We start from the raw sequence: 22,398 nt of genomic DNA on the forward strand, positions 1-22,398 counted from the left end.
GACGAGAAAAAATTTCGTAGCTTGCCTACAAAAAAGGGCTAATGTCACCGGGCGCCGCGAAAGGCGGTGCTGCAAGGCAATATCTTGCAAAATCAACCAGTTAGACGCCCCATAGAAAAAGCCGGGCGAACCCGGCTTTTTTTTATTGCTCTGCGGCGGGCGTCGCCGCCCGCGCATAGGCGGTGCTACTTAGGCAGCTTCGCCCACGACAGCAACGGTCACTTCCACCACCACGTCGGTGTGCAGAGCGACGGTCACTGGGTGCTCGCCGACGGTCTTCAGCGGACCGGTAGGCATGCGCACGGCAGCTTTTTCAACGGCGAAACCAGCTTTGGTCAGCGCTTCAGCGATGTCGAAGTTGGTCACGGAGCCGAACAGACGGCCGTCCACGCCCGCTTTTTGCGACACGGTCACGGTCATGCCGTTCAGCTTCTCGCCTTGGGCTTGGGCAGCGGCCAGCTTGGCGGCAGCGGCTTTTTCCAGTTCAGCGCGCTTGACTTCGAATTCCGCCACGGCCGACGCGGTAGCGCGGCGGGCCATTTTTTGCGGGATCAGGAAGTTACGTGCGTAACCGTCTTTAACTTTAACGACTTCACCCAGGTTGCCCAGGTTGACGACTTTTTCCAACAGAATGATTTGCATAGTTCTCTCCAGGATTATCTAGACGACGCGATTAAGCGTTGTGCAGATCGGTGTATGGCAGCAGCGCGAGGTAGCGGGCGCGCTTGATTGCGGTGTCAACCTGGCGCTGGTAGTGCGCCTTGGTACCGGTCAGACGTGCTGGCATGATCTTGCCGTTTTCCTGGACGAAGTCCTTGAGCGTGTCTACGTCTTTGTAGTCCACTTGTTCCACGTGAGCGGCCGTGAAGCGGCAGAACTTCTTACGTTTGAACAGTGGGTTTTGTTGCTTGCGCTTTTCTTTCAGCTTGAGCTTGTTTTTGTCGAACTTTTTACCGAATGCCATTTTAGGCTCCTGTATCTAAATGGGTGCGCTGTCTGCGACAGCACGAAAATCAATGATGTGAAATACCAGGCTTTTGCTATTGCGGCTTTTCTTGTTCAGAAATCCCGTGAACTGATACACGCCCCCCAGCGGGGTCTGGCTGAAACGGGTCGAAATCTCGCCCGCGGCGACCGCGGACACTTCAAACTCGCTCAACCGGGCGATGCCCGCCTCCATCTGCTGCGACCGGTGCTGGAGTACAGCATTGACGATCGGCATGCCGGCCGGGGTGAACCTGATGGCGTCCCGCTCGGCGATGAGGGCAGTGAACCGGAGTTCGTTCAGCTCGGATTCCTGCGCAATTTAGGCTGCAGGAGCGGCGGCGGCCGCTGGAGCTTCAGCGCGATGGGATTTCGCTGCATCTTCACGTTGTACCGACTTCATCATTGGCGAAGGAGCGGTTTCCGCTTTCTTCATCTTGACGGTCAGGTGACGCAGCACGGCATCATTGAATTTGAACGCGGTTTCCAGCTCGACCAGGGTCTCGTTGTCGCATTCGATGTTCATGCAGATGTAGTGTGCTTTGGCCAGTTTCTGGATCGAGTAAGCCATCTGACGACGGCCCCAATCTTCAACACGGTGGACCGAACCGCCGCGGGTGGTTACGCTGGCTTTGTAACGTTCGATCATGGCGGGCACTTGCTCGCTTTGGTCCGGATGGACGATGAAAACTATTTCATAGTGACGCATGCAAACTCCCTTAAGGACTGTGAAAATAGCCCACCCTGGCGTCAAGACAGGTGTGGGAAGAGGTAAGCCCGCGACTATAGCAGCTTTCCCGTGAAAACACAACTTGCGGGCCGGATTGCCGCGCCGCGCGGCCCAGGACGGCCCCCGCGCGGGTTTTTTTCATATTATTTCGCTCAAAGCAAGGAATTGCTCTTGCCAACGGGACGCTACTGTACAAAAATACAGACTGTCTATATCCACAGCCCCTGGCGCCCCCATGATTAAGCTCACCGCACGGCAAGAACAAATCCTCAACCTGATCAAGGATGCCATCGAGAACACCGGCTTCCCCCCCACCCGCGCGGAGATCGCGAACGAGCTGGGCTTCAAATCGGCCAACGCGGCCGAGGAGCACCTGCAGGCGCTGGCGCGCAAGGGCGCCATCGAGATCGCGGCCGGCACCTCGCGCGGCATCCGCCTGCTCGGCGAACACGCGGAAGCGGCGGCCCATAAAGTGGCGGCCACCGTGATGATGTCGCTGCCGCTGATCGGCCGGGTGGCCGCCGGCTCGCCCATCCTGGCGCAGGAAAACCTGGAGACCAGCTACAGCGTGGACCCGGCCCTGTTTTCGGCCAAGCCCGACTTCCTGCTCAAGGTGCGCGGCGAATCGATGCGCGACGCCGGCATCATGGACGGCGACCTGCTGGCCGTGAAGAAGGTGGACAGCGCCAAGAACGGCCAGATCGTCGTGGCCCGGATCGGCAACGACGTCACGGTCAAGCGCTACCGCAAGACCGGCGCCACCATTGAACTGCTGCCGGAGAATCCCGACTTCAAGATCATCAAGGTCGATCCCGAAGCGGACGAATTCGCGCTCGAAGGCCTGGCCGTGGGCCTGATGCGCACCTGGCACTGAACCACTGAATAACAACGGGGCCGGAAAATGGGGATACCCCCCAATTTCCGGCCCCGTTTTTTTGTGGCTTAGCAGCCGGCCAGCGCGGTGCGGAAGTCGTCCAGCAGGTCGGTCTCGTCCTCGATGCCGACCGACACCCGGATCAGCGATTCGGCGATGCCCATCGACGCGCGGCGCGCCGGGCCCATCTCGTAGAAGATGGTGTGCGCGACCGGAATGATCAGCGTGCGCGTGTCGCCGAGGTTGCTGGCCGGGATGGCCAGCTTGAGCCGGTTCAGGAAGTCGAAGCAGTCGATCCCGTCCTTCAGCTCAAAGCTCAGCAGCGAACCGGCCGTGCGGAACAACTCGCCCGCGATGCCGTGCTGCGGATGCGACGCCAGCCCCGGATAGTGGACCGCCGCCACGCGCGCGTCGGCCTCCAGCATGCGCGCCAGCGCCAGCGCGTTCGAGCTGGTGCGCTCCATGCGCAGCGCCAGCGTTTCCGCGCCCACGGCGATGTGGTGCGCCGCCTCCGGCGCCAGCGAGGCGCCGAAGTCGCGCAAGCCCTTGGCGCGGATCTGCGCCAGACCCCACTGCGCGGGCGCGGCCTTCTTGTAGTTCTCGTAGATGTGCGGATACTGGTTCCAGTCGTAGACGCCGGTGTCCGTCAGGCTGCCGCCGAGCGCGTTGCCGTGGCCGCCGATCGACTTGGTCAGCGCGTTCACCACCAGGCCCGCGCCCACGTCCTTGGGACGGAACAGGTAGGGCGTGGTCATGGTGTTGTCGACCACGTACAGGATGCCGCGCGCCTTGCACAGCTCGCCGATGCGCTTCAAGTCCGCCACCTGGGTGCGCGGGTTGGCGATGGTTTCCACGAACACCAGGCGGGTGGCCGGCGTCAGCGCCGCCTCCACGTTGGCCACGTCGGTCGCGTCCACGAACGCCACGTCCACGCCCTGCCCGGCCGCCGTCTGCCACAGGCTGTTGGTGTTGCCGAACAAGAAGGACGACGACACCATGTGGTCGCCCGCCCGCAGCAGCGCCTGGAACACGGCGCCGATGGCGCCCATGCCGGTGGCGAAGCAGATCGAGCCCACGCCCTGCTCCATCTTGGTGACCTTGTCCTCCAGCGCCGAGATGGTGGGGTTGCCCTGGCGGCCGTAGCGGAAGCCCGGCTCCTTGCCCTGGAACACGGAGGCCAGCTGGCGCGCGTCGCCATAGCCGAACGCGACCGAGGTGTGGATCGGTTTGTGCAGCGAACCGTGCTCGATGCCCTTCTGCCGGTCGTTGTGCAGGATGGTGGTGGTGAAGCCGTAGTTTTTCTTGTCGTTCATGTCGTCGGGTCCGAATACAAAAAACCCGGCGCGGGCTGCTGCCGGCGCCGGGTGTGCACTTAGCCTTCCGTCGCGGCCAGGTTCAGGTTCAACTGGGAGCGCGCCGCATCCTCGGCCGGCGCGGCCTTCGGGTGGTGGCGCGCATATTCCAGCTTGTCCAGGTAGTCCTTGGAGATGTCGCCCGTCACGTACACGCCGTCGAAGCACGAGGCCTCGAAGTTCTTCAGCTCCGGGTTGACGTCGGAAATGGCGCGCTTGAGCGCGTCGATGTCCTGGTACACCAGCGCGTCGGCCGTGATTTCGCGGCACACCTCCTCGTTCGAGCGGCCGTAGGCGATCAGCTCGTCGCGCGTGGGCATGTCGATGCCGTACACGTTCGGGTAGATCACCGGCGGCGCGGCCGAGGCGAAGATCACCTTGGTGGCGCCCGCTTCGCGCGCCATCTGCACGATCTCGCGGCTGGTGGTGCCGCGCACGATGGAGTCGTCCACCAGCAGCACCACCTTGTCCTTGAACTCGGAGGCGATGGCGTTGAGCTTCTGGCGCACCGACTTCTTGCGCGCCGCCTGGCCCGGCATGATGAAGGTGCGGCCGATGTAGCGGTTCTTGATGAAGCCTTCGCGGTATTCGATGTTCAGCGCCAGCGCCAGCTGGATGGCGGCCGGACGCGACGAATCGGGGATCGGCATCACGACGTCGATCTCGCCATCCTTGAATTGGCGGCGGATCTTCTCGGCCAGGTATTCGCCCATCTTGAGGCGGGTGGCGTACACCGAGGCGCCGTCGATCACGGAGTCGGGACGGGCCAGGTAGACGAACTCGAACACGCACGGGTTCAGGCTCGGATTGTCGGCGCACTGGCGCGCGTGCAGCTGCTTGTCGGCGTCGATGAACACGGCCTCGCCGGGCGCGATGTCGCGCACGAAGCGGAAGCCCATGCCTTCCAGCGCCACCGATTCGGAGGCGACCATGTATTCGGCGCCCTGCTCGGTCTCGTTGATGCCCAGGCACAGCGGACGGATGCCGAACGGATCGCGGAACGCCAGCAGGCCGATGTCGGCGATCTGGGCCACGGCGGCGTAGCCGCCGCGCACGCGGCGGTGCAGCACGGCCACGGCCTTGAAGATGGCGTCCGGGTCCAGCACCAGGCCGGTGGTGGCGGTCTGGATCTCATGGGCCAGCACGTTCAGCAGCACCTCCGAGTCGGAATCGGTGTTGATGTGGCGGCGGTCGTTCTTGAACATCTCCTGCTTCAACTGTTCCCAGTTGGTCAGGTTGCCGTTGTGGGCCAGCGTGATGCCGTACGGCGCGTTCACGTAGAACGGCTGCGCCTCCTCCTCGCTCGACGAACCGGCCGTGGGGTAACGGCAGTGGCCGATGCCGGAATTGCCCTGCAGCGTACGCATGTTGCGGGTGCGGAACACGTCGCGCACCAGGCCGTTCGCCTTGTGCATGGCGAACATGCTGCTGTGGTTGGTTGCAATGCCTGCCGCGTCCTGGCCGCGATGCTGCAACAGCAGCAGCGCGTCATACAGCAGTTGATTGACGGGTTGATGGGAAACGACGCCGACGATGCCACACATGGTGTGCTCCTAGACTGGTATTACTGATTTAAAGAATTCAAAAATTCACATGCTGCGCCAGCGCAGCAGGCAGGAAAGGCTTGACGGTGCGCGCCCCGGTCTCCGCGAGCGGACTCAACAGCGCATCGCGCCAGAACGGCTGGCGCGGGATAGCCGTCATGCCGCACAGGATCACCACCGTCAGCACGATCACCAGGCCCCGCCCCAGGCCGAACAGGCCGCCCAGGCCGCGGTCGACCAGGCTCAGGCCGCCGGCCTGCACCAGCGCGTCGAGCGCCATCGTGAGCAGGCCCATCAAAATCCGCACGCCGATGAACAGCGCGATGAACGCCAGCATCAGCCGCACCACCTGGCCCGGCACCACCTCGGGCAGCCAGTGCGCCAAGGTGGCGCTGTAGGCGTTGGCCGCGATGAAGGCGATGATCCAGCTGGCCAGCGAAAACATCTCCCTGACCAGGCCGCGCATGGTGCTGATGATGATGGAGGTGATCAGCACGAAGATCACCAGGTAATCGAATAAAGTCACGGCCGCGCTATCCGTCGCGTCACACGGGGACCAGGCTGCCGTTCAGGCCCATCTTGGCCAGCTTGGCGCGCACCTTCTCGGCCTCCTCCTTGCTGGAGAACGGCCCCACGCGCACGCGCGTGCGCTCGCCCGACTGGGTCGGCACCTTCTGCGTGAACGACTTGATGCCGGCGCCGCGCAGCTTGTCCTGCAATTCATCGACCTTTTCCTGGTCGGCCAGCGCCGCCACCTGCAGCACGAACTTCTGTCCCGCCGCCTCGGCCGGCTTGGCCGGTTTGCCTTCCAGGATGGCCATGGCGCGCGCCGCGTCGTCGCCCGACTTGGCTTCCTCCCTGGCCGGCTTGGCTTCAGGTTTGTGTTCCGTCTTGGCCTCCAGCTTGGCTTCCGCCTTCGGTTCCGGCTTGTGTTCAGGCTTGGCTTCGGCCTTCGCTTCCGTCTTGGCCGGCTTCAGCTCGGCCTTGGGCAGCTCGGCCACGGCCGGCGTTTCCTTGACCTTGGCGGGCGCGGACTTGGCTTCGGCCGCCTTGGGTTCGGCCGGCTTCGGCTCGGCCGGCTTGGCTTCGCTCAGCTTGGGCTCGGCCGGTTTGGCTTCCGCCACCGGCTTGGGCGCGACGGCCGCCACGGCGGGCGCCGGCTTGGCCGGGGCGGCCTTGGCCGGCTCGCTCACGATTTCTTCAGTATTGTCCAAAGCGGCGCTGGCCGCCACCGTGGCCGCCGCGGCCGGCAGTTCGCCGCTCTTGTCCTTGGACGGAATCCTGATGTCGATGTCGGACGACAAAGGCTTGGGCTCGGAGTCGAGCAACATCGGCAAGCCCACGGCCACCGCCAGTGCCAGCGCGATGGCGCCCACCAGGCGGCGGCGCGCCCGCTTCTTCTCCGGCAGCACCGGATCGGCGGCCTCGGCGTCGGCGCGCGAACGGCCCTTGCCGCCGGCCGACGAGGCGCGCTTGGAGCGGGCCCGCTCCGTGGCGGCCTGGTCTTCCGCGCGGGAAAAATGGCCGCTGTCTTCGCCGGAAGACTCTTGCTTGTTTTTACTGAGTTTCGAGAACAAGCCCATGCGTTATTTCAGTCGATCGTGGTCAATGAGGTCAATGAGACATGGATTTTCGTGCCGCCATGACGCCGGCGACAGTGAGGAAAGATCCAAAGACCACAATTCTATCATTCTCCCCGACCCGGCTGATGGCATTTGCGTACGCCTGGGCGGGATCGTCGAAACAATTTATCGTCCGTTCCGGCCGCTCTGGCTGCACGATCTGGACTTTTGCCGCCAGTTCGGCCGCCGTGGCCGCGCGCGGCGACGGCAGGCCGGTCAGGCACCAGTGGTCCACATGCTCGGACATGGCGGCGATCACGCCGTCGATATCCTTGTCGTGCATGGAGCCGAACACGGCGTAGGTGTACGGGTGGTAGCCCATGTTGCCGAGGTTCTGGTTCAGCGCGGCGGCCGCGTGCGGGTTGTGCGCCACGTCCAGGATCACGCTGGGGCGGCCCGGCAAGACCTGGAAACGACCCGGCAGTTCCACCGTCACCAGCCCGGTGCGCACTTCCTGCGCGCCCACGGGCAATTCGAGGCGCAGCGCCTCCAGCGCGGCCAGCGCGGCCGACGCGTTCAGCAACTGGTTGGCGCCGCGCAGGCTCGGGTAGGCGAGCGCGCTGCGGCGCTGCGAGCGGCCGCCGTAGTTCCACTGCTGCTTGTCGCCCGAATAGTTGAAATCGCGCCCCATCAGCCACAGGTCGGCGCCGATGGCGGCCGCGTGGTCGATCAGCGACTGCGGCGGCACCGGGTCGCTGCAGATGGCCGTCTTGCCGGGACGGAAAATGCCGGCCTTCTCGAAGCCGATCGCCTCGCGCGTGTCGCCCAGGTAATCGGTGTGGTCGATATCGATGCTGGTGACGATGGCCACGTCGGCGTCGATCACGTTGACCGCGTCCAGCCGCCCGCCCAGCCCCACCTCCAGGATCACCACGTCCATGCCGGCGTGGGCCAGCAGGTGGCAGATGGCCAGCGTGGTGAATTCGAAGTAGGTCAGCGGCGTGTCGCCACGGGCCGCCTCGACGGCGTTGAAGCTGGCCACCAGCTGGGCGTCGCTGGCCAGTTCGCCGTTGACGCGCGCGCGCTCGTTAAAGTCGAGGAAATGCGGCTTGATGTACAGCCCCACCTTGTAGCCGGCCCGCAGCAGCACCGATTCCAGCATGGCGCAGGTCGACCCCTTGCCGTTGGTGCCGGCCACCATGATGACGGGGCAGGCGAAGGACAGCGCCATGCGGTCCTTGACGGTGCGCACGCGCTCGAGGCCCATGTTGATGACGGTTTCGGCGTGGCGCGACTCCAGCAGCGCGAGCCAGGCGGGCAAAGTGGTAGGAAGCGTAGACATGGAATGGGACTTCTGAATGAGAGCGGCGCGCAGCGGACGGAAGTCCTGCTGCGCGCCGGCGGGTAAGGCGGCGGCGGATTAAGCCAGGACCTCGACGGCCTGGTTCTGCAACAGGGCCAGCAGGCGGGCGATTTCCTCGCGCATCTTGCGGCGGTCGACGATCATGTCCACGGCGCCCTTCTGCACCAGGAATTCGGCGCGCTGGAAGCCTTCCGGCAGTTTCTCGCGCACCGTGTTCTCGATCACGCGCGGGCCGGCGAAGCCGATCAGCGCCTTCGGCTCAGCGATCACCACGTCGCCCATGAAGGCGAACGAGGCCGACACGCCGCCCATGGTGGGATCGGTCAGCACGCTGATGAATGGCAGTTTCTTTTCCGACAGCTTGGTCAGCATGGCCGTGGTCTTGGCCATCTGCATCAGCGACAGCAAGCCCTCCTGCATGCGCGCGCCGCCGGTGGCGGTGATGCACACGAACGGCACCTTCTGTTCCAGCGCGGTCTGGGCGCCGCGCACGAAGCGCTCGCCGACCACGGAACCCATGGAGCCGCCCATGAATTCGAACTCGAAGCAGGCCACCACGACGGGCAGGCTCATGATGGCGCCGCCCATGACGATCAGCGCGTCGGTCTCGCCGGTCGCTTCCATCGCCTGTTTCAGGCGGTCCGGGTATTTCTTGCTGTCTTTGAACTTCAGGCTGTCGACCGGCAGCGTGTCCTGGCCGATCTCATAGCGGCCGCCGGCGTCGAGCAAGCCATCGAGGCGCTCGCGGGCGCGGATGCGCATGTGGTGGTCGCACTTGGGGCACACGTGCAGGTTCGATTCCAGGTCGGTGCGGTACAACACGGCCTCGCACGACGGGCACTTGACCCACAGGCCTTCCGGCATGGTCTTGCGCGCCGCGGCGTCGGAACGCTGGATACGCGGGGGCAGAAGTTTTTCCAACCAACTCATCATTTCTCCTTGCTGCTAACAGGTGCCGGAAGTGTAGCCGTTTCTGGCCGCCCTGTCGAACATTCCGAACTGACAACGTTTCCGCCAAAATCAGGAAAATAACGGCAATTGAACGAAATTACGGCGGCGTTGACGACTTCCACCGCGAACTACGCCCAACCGCCCCCTTTAACATAGTCAAGGCTGAATCCCATGTCAAGGCGGGCGGCCGGGACGCCGGGCGATCAGGCGTCGAGCGCGGCGCGGATGCCGGCCACGAACGCCTGCACGGCCGGCACCACCGCGTCTCGGGCGTTGTTCTCGATCTCCTGGATGATGCGGCTGCCGATCACGACCGCGTCGGCCACCTCGGCCACGGCGCGCGCCGTGGCGCCGTCGCGGATGCCGAAGCCCACGCCGATCGGCAGCTTGACGTGCTGGCGGATGGCCGTCAGCCGCTCGGCCACCTCGGCCGTGTCGATGTTGCCGGCGCCCGTCACGCCCTTGAGCGAGACGTAGTAGCTGAAGCCGCCGCCGACCTTGGCCACCTGGGCGATGCGCGCGTCGGTCGAGGTGGGCGCCAGCAGGAAGATCAGGTCGAGGTCGTTGGCGCGCATGGCGGCCGCGAATTCCTCGCACTCCTCGGGCGGGTAGTCGACGACGATGGCGCCGTCGGCGCCCGCCTCTTTCGACGCGGCGATGAAGGCGGCCGCGCCGATGCGCTCGATCGGGTTGGCGTAACCCATCAGCACCACGGGCGTGTTCTGGTTGGTCTTGCGGAATTCGCGCACGTAGCCGAACACGTCGTGGATGCCGACGCCGAGCGCCAGCGCGCGCTCGCACGCGCGCTGGATGACGGGGCCCTCGGCCATGGGATCGGAGAACGGCACGCCGAGCTCCAGGATGTCGGCGCCGCCGGCCACCAGCGCGTGCATCAGCGGCACGGTCAGTTCCGGCGCCGGGTCGCCGGCCGTGATGAAGGTGACGAGGGCGGTTTTCTTATCGGCTTGCAGGGCCGCGAAAGTTGGAGCGATACGGGACATGGTTTTATGCTTTCTTTAACAGGTGATCGGACAGGAATCTGGGGCGACCCGGCTGACATCAGCCGAAATTGAGCCCCATCCGTTCCGCCACCGTGTGCATGTCCTTGTCGCCGCGGCCCGACAGGTTGGCCAGCACGATCTGATCCTTGGGCAAGGTGGCCGCCAGCTTGGCCGCGTAGGCCAGCGCGTGCGACGATTCGAGCGCCGGGATGATGCCTTCGATATGGCAGCAGTCGTGGAACGCGGCCAGCGCCTCCTCGTCCGTGATCGACACGTACTGGGCGCGGCCGCTGTCCTTCAGGTAGGCATGCTCGGGACCGACGCCCGGATAGTCGAGGCCGGCCGACACCGAGTGGGTCTCGATGATCTGGCCATTCCCGTCCTGCAGCAGATAGGTGCGGTTGCCGTGCAACACGCCGGGGATGCCGCCCGTCAGCGAGGCCGCGTGCTTGCCGCTGCCCAGGCCCTCGCCCGCCGCCTCCACGCCCACCAGCTTGACGCCCTTCTCATCGATGTACGGATAGAAAATGCCCATCGCGTTCGAGCCGCCACCGATGCAGGCCACCACGTAGTCGGGCTGGCGGCCCGTCATTTCCGGCATCTGTACCCGGCATTCCTCGCCGATCACGGACTGGAAGTCGCGCACCAGCATCGGATACGGATGCGGGCCGGCCACGGTGCCGATGATGTAGAAGGTGTTTTCGATGTTGGTGACCCAGTCGCGCATGGCTTCGTTGAGCGCGTCCTTGAGCGTCTTGGAGCCGGATTCGACCGGCACCACGGTGGCGCCCAGCAGCTTCATGCGGTACACGTTCTGGGCCTGGCGCTTGACGTCCTCGCTGCCCATGTAGACCACGCATTCGAGGCCGAAGCGGGCGCAGATGGTGGCCGTGGCCACGCCGTGCTGGCCGGCGCCCGTTTCCGCGATGATGCGCGGCTTGCCCATGCGCTTGGCCAGCAAGGCCTGGCCGATCACGTTGTTGATCTTGTGCGCGCCCGTGTGGTTCAGGTCTTCGCGCTTGAAGTAGATCTGCGCGCCGCCGGCCAGCTCGGACCAGCGCTTGGCGTGGTAGATCGGCGACGGACGGCCGACGAAGTGCTTGAGCTCGTACCGGAACTCCTCGAGGAAGGCGGGATCCTGGCTGTAGCGCACATAGGCCTCGTTCAACTCGGCCAGCGCGTAGGTCAGCGTCTCGGCGACGAAGGCGCCGCCGTACGGGCCGAAATGGCCGAGCGCGTCGGGCAGCTGGTAATCGGTGGTGTGGAACAGGGGGGCGGCGAGGCCGCTCTCAGGCAAGGCTTTCATGGTGGTTTTCTCTTTCAATGATGGCATCGGCGGCCCGCACCGCCGCGACGAAGTCGGCGATCTTGCGGGCGTCCTTGATCCCCTTGGACGCTTCGACACCACTGCTGATGTCGACCGCGTAGGGGCGTACACGCACCACGGCGTCAGTCGCGCCGGGTACGCTCAAGCCACCACTTAAAACGACCCGAGGCGCGAGTTCTTTTGGGATGAGAGACCAATCAAATACCTTTCCTGCGCCGCCGTAGGCGTCCACAAACGTATCGAGCAACAGGCTGGAAAACAGTGGGCTGGCGGCGCGGCATTGCTGCTCGTATTCTAGCAAATCGTCCGGCTGTGTGTCAGGTTTGACGCGGAACACGCGCACGAACTGTCGTCCGCACGCCGCGCCGATGGCGGCGCTCTCGGCCACCGTCTCGTCGCCGTGCAGCTGGATCAGCGCCAGCGGCGCCACGGCCGTGGTGGCGGCCACCTCGGCCGGGCTGGCGTTGACGAACAGGCCGGTGCAGGTGACGAACGGCGGCACGGCGGCGATCAGCTCGGCCGCGCGCCGCGGCGTCACATAGCGCGGGCTCTTGGGATAGAACACGAAACCGAGCGCGTCGGCGCCGGCCGCCACGGCGGCCCGCACATCCTCTTCCCGGGTCAGGCCGCAGATCTTGATGCGCGTGCGGTGCATGGACACTCCTTCAGAACCACGACAGCGGGCTGGAGGTCTCCAGCGGCAGCTGCCATTTGGGGTCGTAGTCGATTTCGGCCAGGTACAGGCCGTCGGGCATGAAGGTGGGCGCGGCCTCGTGGCGGTCGCGCGCCTCCAGCACCTCGCCCAGCCATTCGGGCCGCTGGCGGCCCGAGCCCACGTACACCAGCGAACCGACCAGGTTGCGCACCATGTGGTGCAGGAAGGCGTTGGCCTTGACGGTGAAGATCACCAGCTCGCCGCGCCGTTCGATCGTGATGTCGTGCATCAGCTTGACGGGCGACTTGGCCTGGCACTGGGCCGCGCGGAACGCCGTGAAATCATGCCAGCCCAGCAGGGGCGGCACGGCGGCCCGCATCAGGTCCACGTCCAGCGGGCGCCAGAAGAAGCCGGCCCGGCCCGCCAGCAGCGGCGCGCGCACGGGGGCGTTGTGGAGCACGTAGTGATAGGTGCGCGCGCGGGCGCTGAAGCGGGCGTGGAATTCGTCGCCCTCGGGGAACGGCTCGATCTCCTTGACCCAGCGCACGCCGATCGACGGCGGCAGGAAGGTGTTCACGCCGCGCATCCAGGCATGCGGTTCGCGCGTCAGGTCGGTATCGAAATGCACCACCTGTTCCAGCGCGTGCACGCCCGTGTCGGTGCGGCCGGCGCAGGTGGTGGCCAGCGGCACGGTGGCGAACTGCGCCAGCGCCCGCTCCAGCTGGTCCTGCACCGTGTGGCCGCCCGGCTGCTTCTGGTAGCCATGCCAGGCGCTGCCGTCGTATTGGACGCCGATTGCTATCCGTTTCAATTGCTGTCCGCTCAAAAATTCAAGTCAGCGCATTATAAACGGGAAACGACGCCGCCATGGCCGGGACGGCGGCCCCGGCCGGTGGCGCGGGCCGGCATCAGCCCAGCAGCGCGCGCATCGACGTGGCCTTGGCCACCTGCTCGTCGCTGCCGCCGCGGATCACCTCGTCCAGCAGTTCGCGCGCGCCTTCCTTGTCGCCGATCTCCTGGTAGGCGATGGCCAGGTCGAGCTTGGTTTCCATCTCCATGTGGACGGCCGACTGCGGCTCGGCGCGGGCCGGCTTGGTGTCCACGGCCGCGTTGTTCAGGTCGAGATCGATGCTCGACAGGTCGAACTCGGGCGCGGCCACGTCGGCCGGGGCCGGCGCCGGTGCCGCGGCCGGAATCTCGGGCAGCGCGAAATCGCTGGCGCTCAGCTCGGCCGCCGGGGCCGGGGCCGGCACGGCCGGGATGTCGAAGTCCATCAGGTTCAGGTCGGCCAGCGGGTCGCTGTCGACCACCGGCAGCGGGGCCGGCGCCGGGGCCGGCACGGCCGCGGCGGTGGCCGGCAGGTCGAGGCCGAAGTCCATGCTGAAGTCGTCAGCCGGGGCCGGTGCCGGGGCCGGTGCCGGGGCGGCGGCCGGCGCCGCTGGCGTGGCGTCGAAATCGAGGTCGAAGGCATGGTCCTCGGCTTGGGCCGGGGCGGCCTCGGCCGCCTCGACCGGCGCCGGCGCGGCGGGCGCATCGAAACTCAGACCGCCCAGGTCGAAGTCGAGGAACTGGTCGGCCGGCGCGGCGGCGGCCATCGCGGCCGGCGTGGGCGCGGCGGACGGCACGGCCGTCTCCAGCGCGTGGTCGGTGCCGAAGTCCATCGCGGCCGGGGCCGGCGCGGCGTCCTGGCTCAAATCCAGGTCCAGGCCGGCGGCGGCCGGGGCCGCGAAGTTGCTGGCCATCGACGCCTCGGCCGGCGGCGGCGCGAACATGGATGGATCGAAATCGTCCATCGGCGCGGCGCCCGGCGCCGGCGCGGCGGACTGCTGCTTGCCCGCCGCGTACATCGGGTTGCTCGGGTCGAGCGCCTTGCCCAGCGCCACGGCCTGATCCCAGTCGTCGCCCTCGCCGCCCGTCTGCGAATACAGCTCGGAGGCCTGGGTTTCGAACGCGCGCACATCCTTGCGCGTGGCGTAGATCTCCAGCAGCTTCAGGCGCACCGCGTGGCGCTCCGGATGCATGCGCAGCGCCTCCTTGAGGATTTCCTCGGCCTGGGCGTCGCGGCCGTAGGCGATGTACACGTCGGCCTCGGCCACGGGATCGACCTCATTGGTGTCGAGCTGGCTGGCCGACGGCGCGAAGTTGGAGTTGAACACGCTGTTGTTGGTGTCCACGCTCTGGCCGCCCGTCTCGGCGATCAGTTGCTGGCCCGTGGTGGGCGAGTCGCCCAGCACGCTCGTCTCCGTGCGCACCTCGGCGGCCGCCTGCTCCTGGCGCCGGCGGCGCGCCAGCAGCAGGCCCACGCCGCCCAGCAGGGCGGCCAGGCCGGCGCCGATGTAGGTGATGTTGTCCATCACGATGTCGGTGATGCTCGGCTCGGCGATGCGCGGCGGCACCACCACCGTGCGGCGCGGCTTGGGCGGCACGGTGGCGGCGGCGCTGGCCGGCGCGGACGCCGACGCCGACGCCGACGCGTTCAGGTCGATCACCGGCGCGGAAGCGGCCGCGCTGGCCGGGGCGGACGCCTTCTTCTGGTCCGCCATGGCCTTGTTCTTCACCGCCATCAGGTTTTCCAGGTCGCTGACGTTCTTCTCCAGCTCCTTGACCCGGCTGGCCGCGTCGGCCACCTGTTTTTCCTTGGCGATCTTGTCCTCCACCGCCATGGCCGTCTTACCGCCGGCCGGGGCCGAGGCGGGATTGGCCTTGGACAGCTTCAGCTTGTCCTGCGCCTCGTTGGCGGGCGTGGCGCGCTCCTCGACCTTGGCCGTGATCTTGCCGGCCACGCTCTGGGTCGCTTCCGGCTCCTTGGCCGGCGCGCTGGTGGCCACCTGGCCGGCCAGCTTGCTGCGGTAGGCGTTGAAGTCGGCCGCATGGGCCACCACCACGCCGCGCGCCTCGCCTTCCGTGGCGGTCGCGCGCACGCTGTCGGCGTCGGGCACGGCCAGGATGCGGCCCGCCTTCAGGCGGTTCATGTTCTTGCCGGCGAACGCTTCCGGATTGGCGCGGTACAGCGCCACCAGCATCTGGTCCAGCGACACGTCGACCGGCTTCAACCGGTCGGCGATGCGGGTCAGGTTGTCGCCGGCCTTGACGTGGTACTGGCTGGCCGCCTGACGGGACTTCTCGCCTTCGGGCGCCGGCGCGCGGGCGGCCGGCTGTGCCGGCTGCGCGGGCTGGGCCGGCGACGGGGCCGGCTGCACCGCCGGCGCCGTCGTGGCCGGACGGGCCGGCGCGGCCACCTGGGCCGGCTGGGTGGCGCGCAGTTCGGCCGGATCGAGCAGGAAGGTGTATTCGCGCACCAGGCGGCCGCCGTTCCAGTCCAGTTCGAGCAGCATGTCGACGAACGGCTCGTTGACGGGCTGGCCGGACGTGATGCGGATCACCTGGCGGCCGTCGCGCTGCTGCACCTCAAAGCGCAGCGACAGCAGGGTGGGATTGAAATCGATGTTGGCGGCGCGGAACGCGTCGGGCGGCGCCAGCTTGGCCACCAGCGCGCCGGCCTCGTCGGCCGACACGGCCGTCAGTTCTATTTCCGCCCGCAATGGCTGACCGAGCGAGGACAGCACGGTCAGCTTGCCCAGCCCGGCGGCGTTTGCTGCGGGGGATAAAAGCACGGCACAGGCGACGGCGCTGGTCAGTGTTTTCAACGCGAACGAAACGATGCGGGGGCGAGTGGTTAAATGCATAGTGGGCGGCGATAGAGTTGTCAGAGGGAAAAATGTTACTTTCCCGGAAGTATCAACATATCACCACGGGCTGGCCCGTGCAAGCTTTGCACGTGCCGTGCGCCCCGATATGTCACCTTGGCGCCTAATGTATGCCTAAAAAACCGCGTTGGGAAGCGCCCGATAAAAAAACAGCGGCGCCGGTTGACGCCGGGGCCGCTGTCGGTGCGCGGCGGACCTGGCGCCCGCCGCGATGGTTGCCGATTAACAGTCGTTATGCATCAAGCACGATGCGCAGCATGCGGCGCAGCGGTTCGGCCGCGCCCCACAGCAGCTGGTCGCCCACGGTGAAGGCGGACAGGTAGTCGTTGCCCATGCTCATCTTGCGCAGACGGCCGACGGGGATGGTCAGGCCGCCGGTCACGGCGGCCGGCGACAGGTCCTTCATCGACGCTTCGCGCGTGTTCGGCACCACCTTGGCCCACTGGTTGGACGAGGCGATGATGTCGGTCAGCTCATCGAGCGGCACATCCTTGGTCAGCTTGATGGTCAGCGCCTGCGAGTGGCAGCGCATGGCGCCGATGCGCACGCACAGGCCGTCGACGGGGATCGCCGTGGAGCCGAAGTCCGGGCCCAGGCCCAGGATCTTGTTGGTCTCGGCGCCGCCCTTCCACTCCTCCTTCGACTGGCCGTTGCCGAGGTCCTTGTCGATCCACGGGATCAGGTTGCCGGCCAGCGGCACGCCGAACTGCTTGGTCTCGTCGGCCGACATGCCGTGCTGGGTGGCCAGCACCTGGCGGTCGATCTCCAGGATGGCGGACGCGGGATCATCCAGCAGCGGCTTGACGGCGCTGTTGATGGTGCCGAACTGGGTCAGCAGTTCGCGCATGTGCTGGGCGCCGCCGCCCGACGCCGCCTGGTAGGTCATGGAGGTCATCCACTCCACCAGGTTGTGCTGGAACAGGCCGCCCAGGCCGATCAGCATGCACGACACGGTGCAGTTGCCGCCGATGAAGTTCTTCACGCCCTTGCCCAGCGCGTCCTTGATCACGTGCATATTGACCGGGTCCAGCACGATCACGGCGTCCTTCTCCATGCGCAGGGTCGACGCGGCGTCGATCCAGTAGCCGTTCCAGCCGGCCGCGCGCAGTTTCGGGAACACCTCGCTCGTGTAGTCGCCGCCCTGGCAGGAAATGATGATCTCGCACTTGCTCAGCTCGGCGATGTCGGTCGCGCTTTTCAGCTTGGTCTCGTTTTTCGCCATGGCCGGCGCCGCGCCGCCCGGATTCGAGGTGGTGAAGAACACCGGTTCGATGTGGGCGAAATCGCCCTCTTCCCGCATGCGCTGCATCAGGACCGAACCGACCATGCCGCGCCAACCTACCAAGCCTACTAGTTTCATCATCATTCCTTCAATATCATGTAAATCGTTTATACCGTTACTGCGCCAGCGCCTTGAGCACCGCGTCGCCCATCTCCGCGGTGCCGACCTTGGTGGTGCCGGCCTCGTAGATGTCCGGCGTGCGCAGACCCTGCTTGAGCACGGCCTTGACGGCGCTCTCGATGCGCTCGGCCTGTTCGGCGCGGCCCAGCGAGTAGCGCAGCATCATGGCGGCCGACAGGATGGTGGCCAGCGGATTGGCCACGCCCTTGCCGGCGATGTCGGGCGCCGAACCGTGCGACGGCTCGTACAGGCCCTTGTTGTTGGCGTCCAGCGAGGCCGATGGCAGCATGCCGATCGAGCCGGTCAGCATCGAGGCCTGGTCCGACAGGATGTCGCCGAACATGTTGCCCGTCACCAGCACGTCGAAGCGCTTCGGCGCGCGCACCAGTTGCATGGCGGCGTTGTCGACGTACATGTGGTCGAGCGCGACGTCAGGGTATTCCTTGTGCACGTCGGTGACGATGTCGCGCCAGAACTGGAACGTCTCCAGCACATTGGCCTTGTCCACGCTGGTCAGGCGCTTGTCGCGCTTTTGCGCGGCCTGGAACGCCACGTGGGCGATGCGGCGGATCTCGCCTTCGGCGTAGCGCATGGTGTCGAAGCCCTCGCGCTGGCCCTTGAAGGGGCCGTCCGGGCACTCGCGCACGCCGCGCGGCTGGCCGAAGTAGATGTCGCCCGTCAGTTCGCGGATGATCAGGATGTCCAGACCCGACACCACTTCCGGCTTGAGCGTGGAGGCGCCCGCCAGTTCAGGGTACAGGATGGCCGGACGCAGGTTGGCGAACAGGCCCAGGTGCTTGCGCAGGCCCAGGATGGCCTGTTCGGGGCGCAGCGCGCGCTCCAGCGTGTCGTACTTGAAGTCGCCCACGGCGCCGAACAGGATGGCGTCGGCCGCCTTGGCCAGCGCCAGCGTGCCCTCGGGCAGCGGGTGGCCATGGGCCGCGTAGCCGGCGCCGCCGACGGGCGCCGTTTCGAGCTCGAATTTTTCGTCCAGCGCGTTCAGGACCTTGACGGCCTGGTCGACGATTTCCGGGCCGATACCGTCGCCCGGGAGGATAGCAATTTTCATAGTGTTGGTTCGAGATTAGATGACGTTGGCCAGCCAGGGCTGGCTTGCCAGATGACGCGCCTCGTATTCGCGGATGGTGTCCGCGTGGCGCAGGGTCAGGCCGATGTCGTCCAGACCGTTCATCAGGCAGTATTTGCGGAAGGCGTCGATCTCGAAGGGGTAGGAGACGCTGCCATTGCTGGTGGAAATGCGCTGCTGCTCAAGGTCGACCACCAGACGGTAACCGGGGAAGGCCTTGACTTCATTGAACAGATGATCGATCTGTGCTTCGGGTAAAACGATGGGCAGCAAGCCGCTCTTGTAGCAGTTGTTGAAGAAGATGTCGGCGAACGACGGCGCGATGATGGCGCGGAAGCCGTACTGGTCCAGCGCCCACGGCGCGTGCTCGCGCGAGGAGCCGCAGCCGAAGTTCTTGCGGGTCAGCAGGATCGAGGCGCCCTGGTAGCGCGGCTCGTTGAGCACGAAGTCCGGGTTCAGCGGACGGCGGCTGTTGTCCTGGCCCGGCTCGCCGTGGTCCAGATAGCGCCATTCGTCGAACAGGTTGGGGCCGAAGCCGGTGCGGTGGATGGACTTCAGGAATTGCTTGGGGATGATGGCGTCGGTGTCGACGTTGGCGCGGTCAAGCGGGGCCACCAGGCCTTCGTAGATGGTGAATTTATCCATGGTACTCAATCAGTTGGTGCGGCGGCGGGCCGCCCGGGCCCGCCGCGCCGCGGTTATTTTTTGCCAGCGCCTTCGACCACCTGGCCGACCTTCTGCACATCCTTGCCCATGCCTTGAATGGTGTTGCAGGCGGTCAGGGACAGGGCGATCAGGGACAGGGCGAACAGTTTTTTCATGATGGACTCTCGTTTGGGACTGGTTATCTTTTTACATTCGTGCGGATAAGGGAACGGCCCCTGGGGTCCGTTCCCGGTTTCAGGACGGCGGCGGTTCAGCGCAGCGCGCGCACGTCGACGAAGTGGCCGGCGATACCGGCCGCCGCCGCCATGGCCGGCGACACCAGGTGGGTGCGTCCGCCCTGGCCCTGGCGGCCTTCGAAGTTGCGGTTCGAGGTCGAGGCGCAGCGCTCGCCCGGCTCCAGCCGGTCGGCGTTCATGGCCAGGCACATCGAGCAGCCCGGCTCGCGCCATTCGAAGCCGGCGTCGCGGAAGATGCGGTCCAGCCCTTCGCGCTCGGCCTGTTCCTTGACCAGGCCGGAACCGGGCACCACCAGCGCCAGCTTCACGTTGGAGGCGCGCTGCTTGCCGCGCACCACCTCGGCGGCGGCGCGCAGGTCCTCGATGCGCGAGTTGGTGCAGGAGCCGATGAACACCTTGTCGATGCGGATGTCCTCGATCGCCGTGTTGGGCTTGAGGTCCATGTAGACCAGCGCCTTCTCCATGGCGTCGCGCTTGACGCTGTCCTTCTCGTGGTCGGGATCGGGCACGCGGCCGTCGATCGCGGTGACCATCTCGGGCGAGGTGCCCCATGTCACCTGCGGCTTGATCTCGGCCGCGTTGAGCGTGACCACCAGGTCGAACTTGGCGCCGGCGTCCGAATGCAGCGTGCGCCAGTACTCGACGGCGCGGTCCCAGTGCGGGCCCACGGGCGAGAACGGACGGCCCTTGACGTAGTTGATGGTGGTGTCGTCCACCGCGATGATGCCGGCGCGCGCGCCCGCTTCGATCGCCATGTTGCACACCGTCATGCGCCCTTCCATCGACAACGCGCGGATGGTGGAGCCGCCGAACTCGATGCAGTAGCCGGTGCCGCCGGCGGTGCCGATCTTGCCGATCACGGCCAGCACGATGTCCTTGGCCGTCACGCCGGCCGGCAACGCGCCGTCGACCTGCACCAGCATGGCCTTCGATTTCTTCTGCAGCAGGGTCTGGGTGGCCAGCACGTGCTCCACTTCCGAGGTGCCGATGCCGTGCGCCAGCGCGCCGAAGGCGCCGTGGGTCGAGGTGTGCGAATCGCCGCACACCACCGTCATGCCCGGCAGCGTCGCGCCCTGCTCGGGGCCGATCACGTGCACGATGCCCTGGCGCTTGTCGTTCATGTTGAAATAGGTCAGGCCGTAGGACTTGGCGTTGGCGTCCAGCGTCTCCACCTGCAGGCGCGAGACCGGGTCGGCGATGCCGCCGGCGCGGTCGGTGGTGGGCACGTTGTGGTCGGCCACGGCCAGGTTGGCCGAGATGCGCCATGGCTTGCGGCCGGCGGCGCGCAGGCCGTCGAATGCCTGCGGGCTGGTGACTTCGTGCACCAGGTGCCGGTCGATGTAGAGGATCGTGGTGCCGTCTTCCTCGGCCTTGACCACGTGCGATTCCCAGAGTTTGTCGTAAAGCGTCTTCATCATGATTTATGCAGTGCTGCTACCGCCTGTGTGAGTAATCCACTTTGATTATGCCATATTTGTGCATTGCAAAAGCGTCGCTGCCTTCAAGCCTCGTGAGCCGATGCGGTCCCGCGTCCTGATACACCTGCTATGACTCCTTTGCTAAATTTGCATCATTTTGCCGGCGCGGCCCTCGGCCGGGCCCGGCGAAAAAAAAAGCCTGCGGGGTTCGCAGGCTTCGTGTCGGTCGCCAGCGTAACGCTAGGCTGCCATTCGGACACTGCCGCGGCACCCGTCCATCAGGAACGATAGGCCCACCACCAGCACCAGCTCGCCCTCGGCCGAGCGGGCCGTGCCCGTAATGCCTTCCACGGCGATGGCCGTCATCGGCTTGATCACCAGGTCGGCCGTGCCGTCGACCGCTTCCACGGCCAGGATGTACGGTTGTGGCGCTGCAACAACAATGCCCACCTTCTCGCGGCAGTTCTCGTAGCCGAGCGCGCCGGCCAGCGAACGCACGGGCAACGGCCGGCCCTGGTCCTTGAGCACGGGCGCGCCGCCCACCTCCATGAACACCTCCGGCAGCTCGACCACGCGCTGCACCACCGCCATCGGCAGCGCCAGCGCCGCGCCCGAGGTCGACACCAGCATGGTCGGCACGATCGACAGTTCGATCGGCAGGCGGATCGCGAACTTGGTGCCGAAGCCGAGCGCCGATTCGATGTGGATCGCGCCGCGGTTCTTCTCCACGGCCGTCTTCACCACGTCCATGCCGACGCCGCGGCCGGACACGCTCGACGCCACTTCCTTGGTCGAGAAGCCGGGCAGGAACACCAGCTGGAAGCAATCGTCGGCCGTCAGCTGGGCCGATTCGCTGATCAGGCCCTTCTGCAGCGCCTTGGCGCGCAGCTTGATCGGGTCCATGCCCTTGCCGTCATCCTGCAGCACGATCATCACGCTGTTGGCTTCCTGCCAGGCCTTGAGCGAGATGTAGGACTTGGTCGACTTGCCGGCCGCGACCCGCTCCTCGGGCGACTCGACGCCGTGGTCGAGCGCGTTGCGCAGCATGTGCACCAGCGGATCGTACAGGCTGTCGACGACGACGCGGTCCACCTCCGTCTCCGCGCCCTCGATGGTCAGCTCCACGTCCTTGCCCAGGTCCTTGGCCAGTTCGCGCACCAGGCGCGGGAATTTCTGGAACAGGCGGCCGACCGGCTGCATGCGGGTGGCCAGCGTGGCGCGCTGCAGCTCGGTCGAGTAGCGCGAGGCGCGCTCCAGCGTCTCGGCCAGCGTGGCCATCAGCGTGGCGGCCTGGCCTTCGAACTTGAATTGCAGCAGGCGTTCGAGCAGCACGGCGGCCTGGTTGGCGGCCTGCACGGATTCGCCGGCCACCTCCAGCAGCGCGTCGAGCTTGACGGCGTCGACGCGGATGCTCTCCTCCTTGACGGGGGCCGCCTGCGGCCGGTCCTCGCGCTTCTCGCCTTCGGGGCGGGCGCGCGGCGCGGCGGACGGCGCCCCGGCGGCGGCGGCGGCGGCCACGGCCACGGCCAGCAGCAGGTC

The 22,398-nt window shown here is 66.3% G+C and carries 22 protein-coding genes; 1 reads left to right on the forward strand and 21 read right to left on the reverse strand.

Going from position 1 to position 22,398, the window contains the following annotated elements:
• Positions 1–189 precede the first annotated feature (189 nt).
• Genes rplI through rpsF form a run of 4 tightly spaced genes read right to left on the reverse strand, consistent with a single transcriptional unit; the run spans position 190 to position 1,693 of the window.
• The gene (gene rplI / locus AC1RQG_RS26445; RefSeq protein WP_182152051.1) at positions 190–642 is read right to left on the reverse strand and encodes a 50S ribosomal protein L9; all 453 of its coding nucleotides are present in this window, start codon (positions 640–642) and stop codon (positions 190–192) included.
• 31 nt (positions 643–673) lie between these two features.
• Positions 674–964, reverse strand: a complete 291-nt coding sequence (rpsR, locus tag AC1RQG_RS26450; protein ID WP_182152052.1) for a 30S ribosomal protein S18 — start codon at positions 962–964, stop codon at positions 674–676.
• 15 nt (positions 965–979) lie between these two features.
• Entirely contained in the window at positions 980–1,288 is a 309-nt protein-coding gene (gene priB, locus AC1RQG_RS26455) for a primosomal replication protein N (protein WP_493136188.1), read from the reverse strand.
• Positions 1,289–1,306: 18 nt separating this feature from the next.
• Positions 1,307–1,693, reverse strand: a complete 387-nt coding sequence (rpsF, locus tag AC1RQG_RS26460; RefSeq protein ID WP_182152053.1) for a 30S ribosomal protein S6 — start codon at positions 1,691–1,693, stop codon at positions 1,307–1,309.
• A 256-nt stretch (positions 1,694–1,949) separates the two neighbouring features.
• Between rpsF and lexA the strand changes: the two genes are divergently transcribed.
• The gene (gene lexA, locus AC1RQG_RS26465) at positions 1,950–2,588 is read left to right on the forward strand and encodes a transcriptional repressor LexA (protein WP_493136154.1); all 639 of its coding nucleotides are present in this window, start codon (positions 1,950–1,952) and stop codon (positions 2,586–2,588) included.
• Positions 2,589–2,656: 68 nt separating this feature from the next.
• On the opposite strand, the gene AC1RQG_RS26470 is transcribed toward lexA, so the two are convergent.
• From AC1RQG_RS26470 to AC1RQG_RS26550, 17 genes are all read right to left on the reverse strand, one after another.
• Positions 2,657–3,901, reverse strand: a complete 1,245-nt coding sequence (locus AC1RQG_RS26470) for a cystathionine gamma-synthase family protein (RefSeq protein WP_493136156.1) — start codon at positions 3,899–3,901, stop codon at positions 2,657–2,659.
• Between the two features lie 59 nt (positions 3,902–3,960).
• Positions 3,961–5,484, reverse strand: coding sequence for an amidophosphoribosyltransferase (gene purF, locus AC1RQG_RS26475; protein WP_493136158.1), 1,524 nt, complete (start codon positions 5,482–5,484; stop codon positions 3,961–3,963).
• Positions 5,485–5,521: 37 nt separating this feature from the next.
• Positions 5,522–6,010 carry a CvpA family protein gene (locus AC1RQG_RS26480; protein WP_493136160.1) on the reverse strand — a complete coding sequence of 163 codons (489 nt, stop codon included), beginning with the start codon at positions 6,008–6,010 and terminating at the stop codon, positions 5,522–5,524.
• A gap of 19 nt (positions 6,011–6,029) precedes the next feature.
• Positions 6,030–7,067: an SPOR domain-containing protein gene (locus tag AC1RQG_RS26485; protein ID WP_493136162.1), complete on the reverse strand. Its 1,038-nt coding sequence runs from the start codon at positions 7,065–7,067 to the stop codon at positions 6,030–6,032.
• Between the two features lie 31 nt (positions 7,068–7,098).
• Positions 7,099–8,388 (reverse strand): bifunctional tetrahydrofolate synthase/dihydrofolate synthase, encoded by a 1,290-nt coding sequence (folC, locus tag AC1RQG_RS26490; RefSeq protein WP_493136164.1) that lies wholly within the window; start codon positions 8,386–8,388, stop codon positions 7,099–7,101.
• A gap of 78 nt (positions 8,389–8,466) precedes the next feature.
• The gene (gene accD, locus AC1RQG_RS26495; protein ID WP_493136190.1) at positions 8,467–9,339 is read right to left on the reverse strand and encodes an acetyl-CoA carboxylase, carboxyltransferase subunit beta; all 873 of its coding nucleotides are present in this window, start codon (positions 9,337–9,339) and stop codon (positions 8,467–8,469) included.
• Between the two features lie 224 nt (positions 9,340–9,563).
• On the reverse strand, positions 9,564–10,361 hold the full coding sequence (trpA, locus tag AC1RQG_RS26500; RefSeq protein ID WP_493136166.1) for a tryptophan synthase subunit alpha: 798 nt from the start codon (positions 10,359–10,361) through the stop codon (positions 9,564–9,566).
• Between the two features lie 58 nt (positions 10,362–10,419).
• On the reverse strand, positions 10,420–11,667 hold the full coding sequence (gene trpB, locus AC1RQG_RS26505; RefSeq protein ID WP_493136168.1) for a tryptophan synthase subunit beta: 1,248 nt from the start codon (positions 11,665–11,667) through the stop codon (positions 10,420–10,422).
• Entirely contained in the window at positions 11,651–12,343 is a 693-nt protein-coding gene (locus tag AC1RQG_RS26510; protein ID WP_493136170.1) for a phosphoribosylanthranilate isomerase, read from the reverse strand. Before AC1RQG_RS26510 ends, trpB begins: the two co-directional genes overlap by 17 nt.
• Positions 12,344–12,353: 10 nt before the next feature.
• On the reverse strand, positions 12,354–13,154 hold the full coding sequence (gene truA, locus AC1RQG_RS26515) for a tRNA pseudouridine(38-40) synthase TruA (protein WP_493136172.1): 801 nt from the start codon (positions 13,152–13,154) through the stop codon (positions 12,354–12,356).
• A 97-nt stretch (positions 13,155–13,251) separates the two neighbouring features.
• The gene (locus AC1RQG_RS26520; RefSeq protein WP_493136174.1) at positions 13,252–16,029 is read right to left on the reverse strand and encodes a motility hub landmark protein FimV; all 2,778 of its coding nucleotides are present in this window, start codon (positions 16,027–16,029) and stop codon (positions 13,252–13,254) included.
• 253 nt (positions 16,030–16,282) lie between these two features.
• A complete protein-coding gene (gene asd / locus AC1RQG_RS26525; RefSeq protein WP_493136176.1) occupies positions 16,283–17,410 on the reverse strand; it encodes an aspartate-semialdehyde dehydrogenase in 1,128 nt (375 codons plus the stop codon).
• 37 nt (positions 17,411–17,447) lie between these two features.
• The gene (gene leuB, locus AC1RQG_RS26530; protein ID WP_493136178.1) at positions 17,448–18,521 is read right to left on the reverse strand and encodes a 3-isopropylmalate dehydrogenase; all 1,074 of its coding nucleotides are present in this window, start codon (positions 18,519–18,521) and stop codon (positions 17,448–17,450) included.
• A 15-nt stretch (positions 18,522–18,536) separates the two neighbouring features.
• Positions 18,537–19,184, reverse strand: coding sequence for a 3-isopropylmalate dehydratase small subunit (leuD, locus tag AC1RQG_RS26535; protein WP_493136180.1), 648 nt, complete (start codon positions 19,182–19,184; stop codon positions 18,537–18,539).
• Between the two features lie 53 nt (positions 19,185–19,237).
• On the reverse strand, positions 19,238–19,360 hold the full coding sequence (locus tag AC1RQG_RS26540; protein ID WP_493136182.1) for an entericidin A/B family lipoprotein: 123 nt from the start codon (positions 19,358–19,360) through the stop codon (positions 19,238–19,240).
• Between the two features lie 95 nt (positions 19,361–19,455).
• Positions 19,456–20,859, reverse strand: coding sequence for a 3-isopropylmalate dehydratase large subunit (gene leuC / locus AC1RQG_RS26545; protein WP_493136184.1), 1,404 nt, complete (start codon positions 20,857–20,859; stop codon positions 19,456–19,458).
• Between the two features lie 240 nt (positions 20,860–21,099).
• The coding region (locus AC1RQG_RS26550) for a chemotaxis protein CheA (RefSeq protein ID WP_493136186.1) at positions 21,100–22,398 on the reverse strand (1,299 nt) is incomplete at its 5' end.

The sequence above is a fragment of the Rugamonas sp. GW822-FHT03B10 genome, from assembly GCF_058801745.1.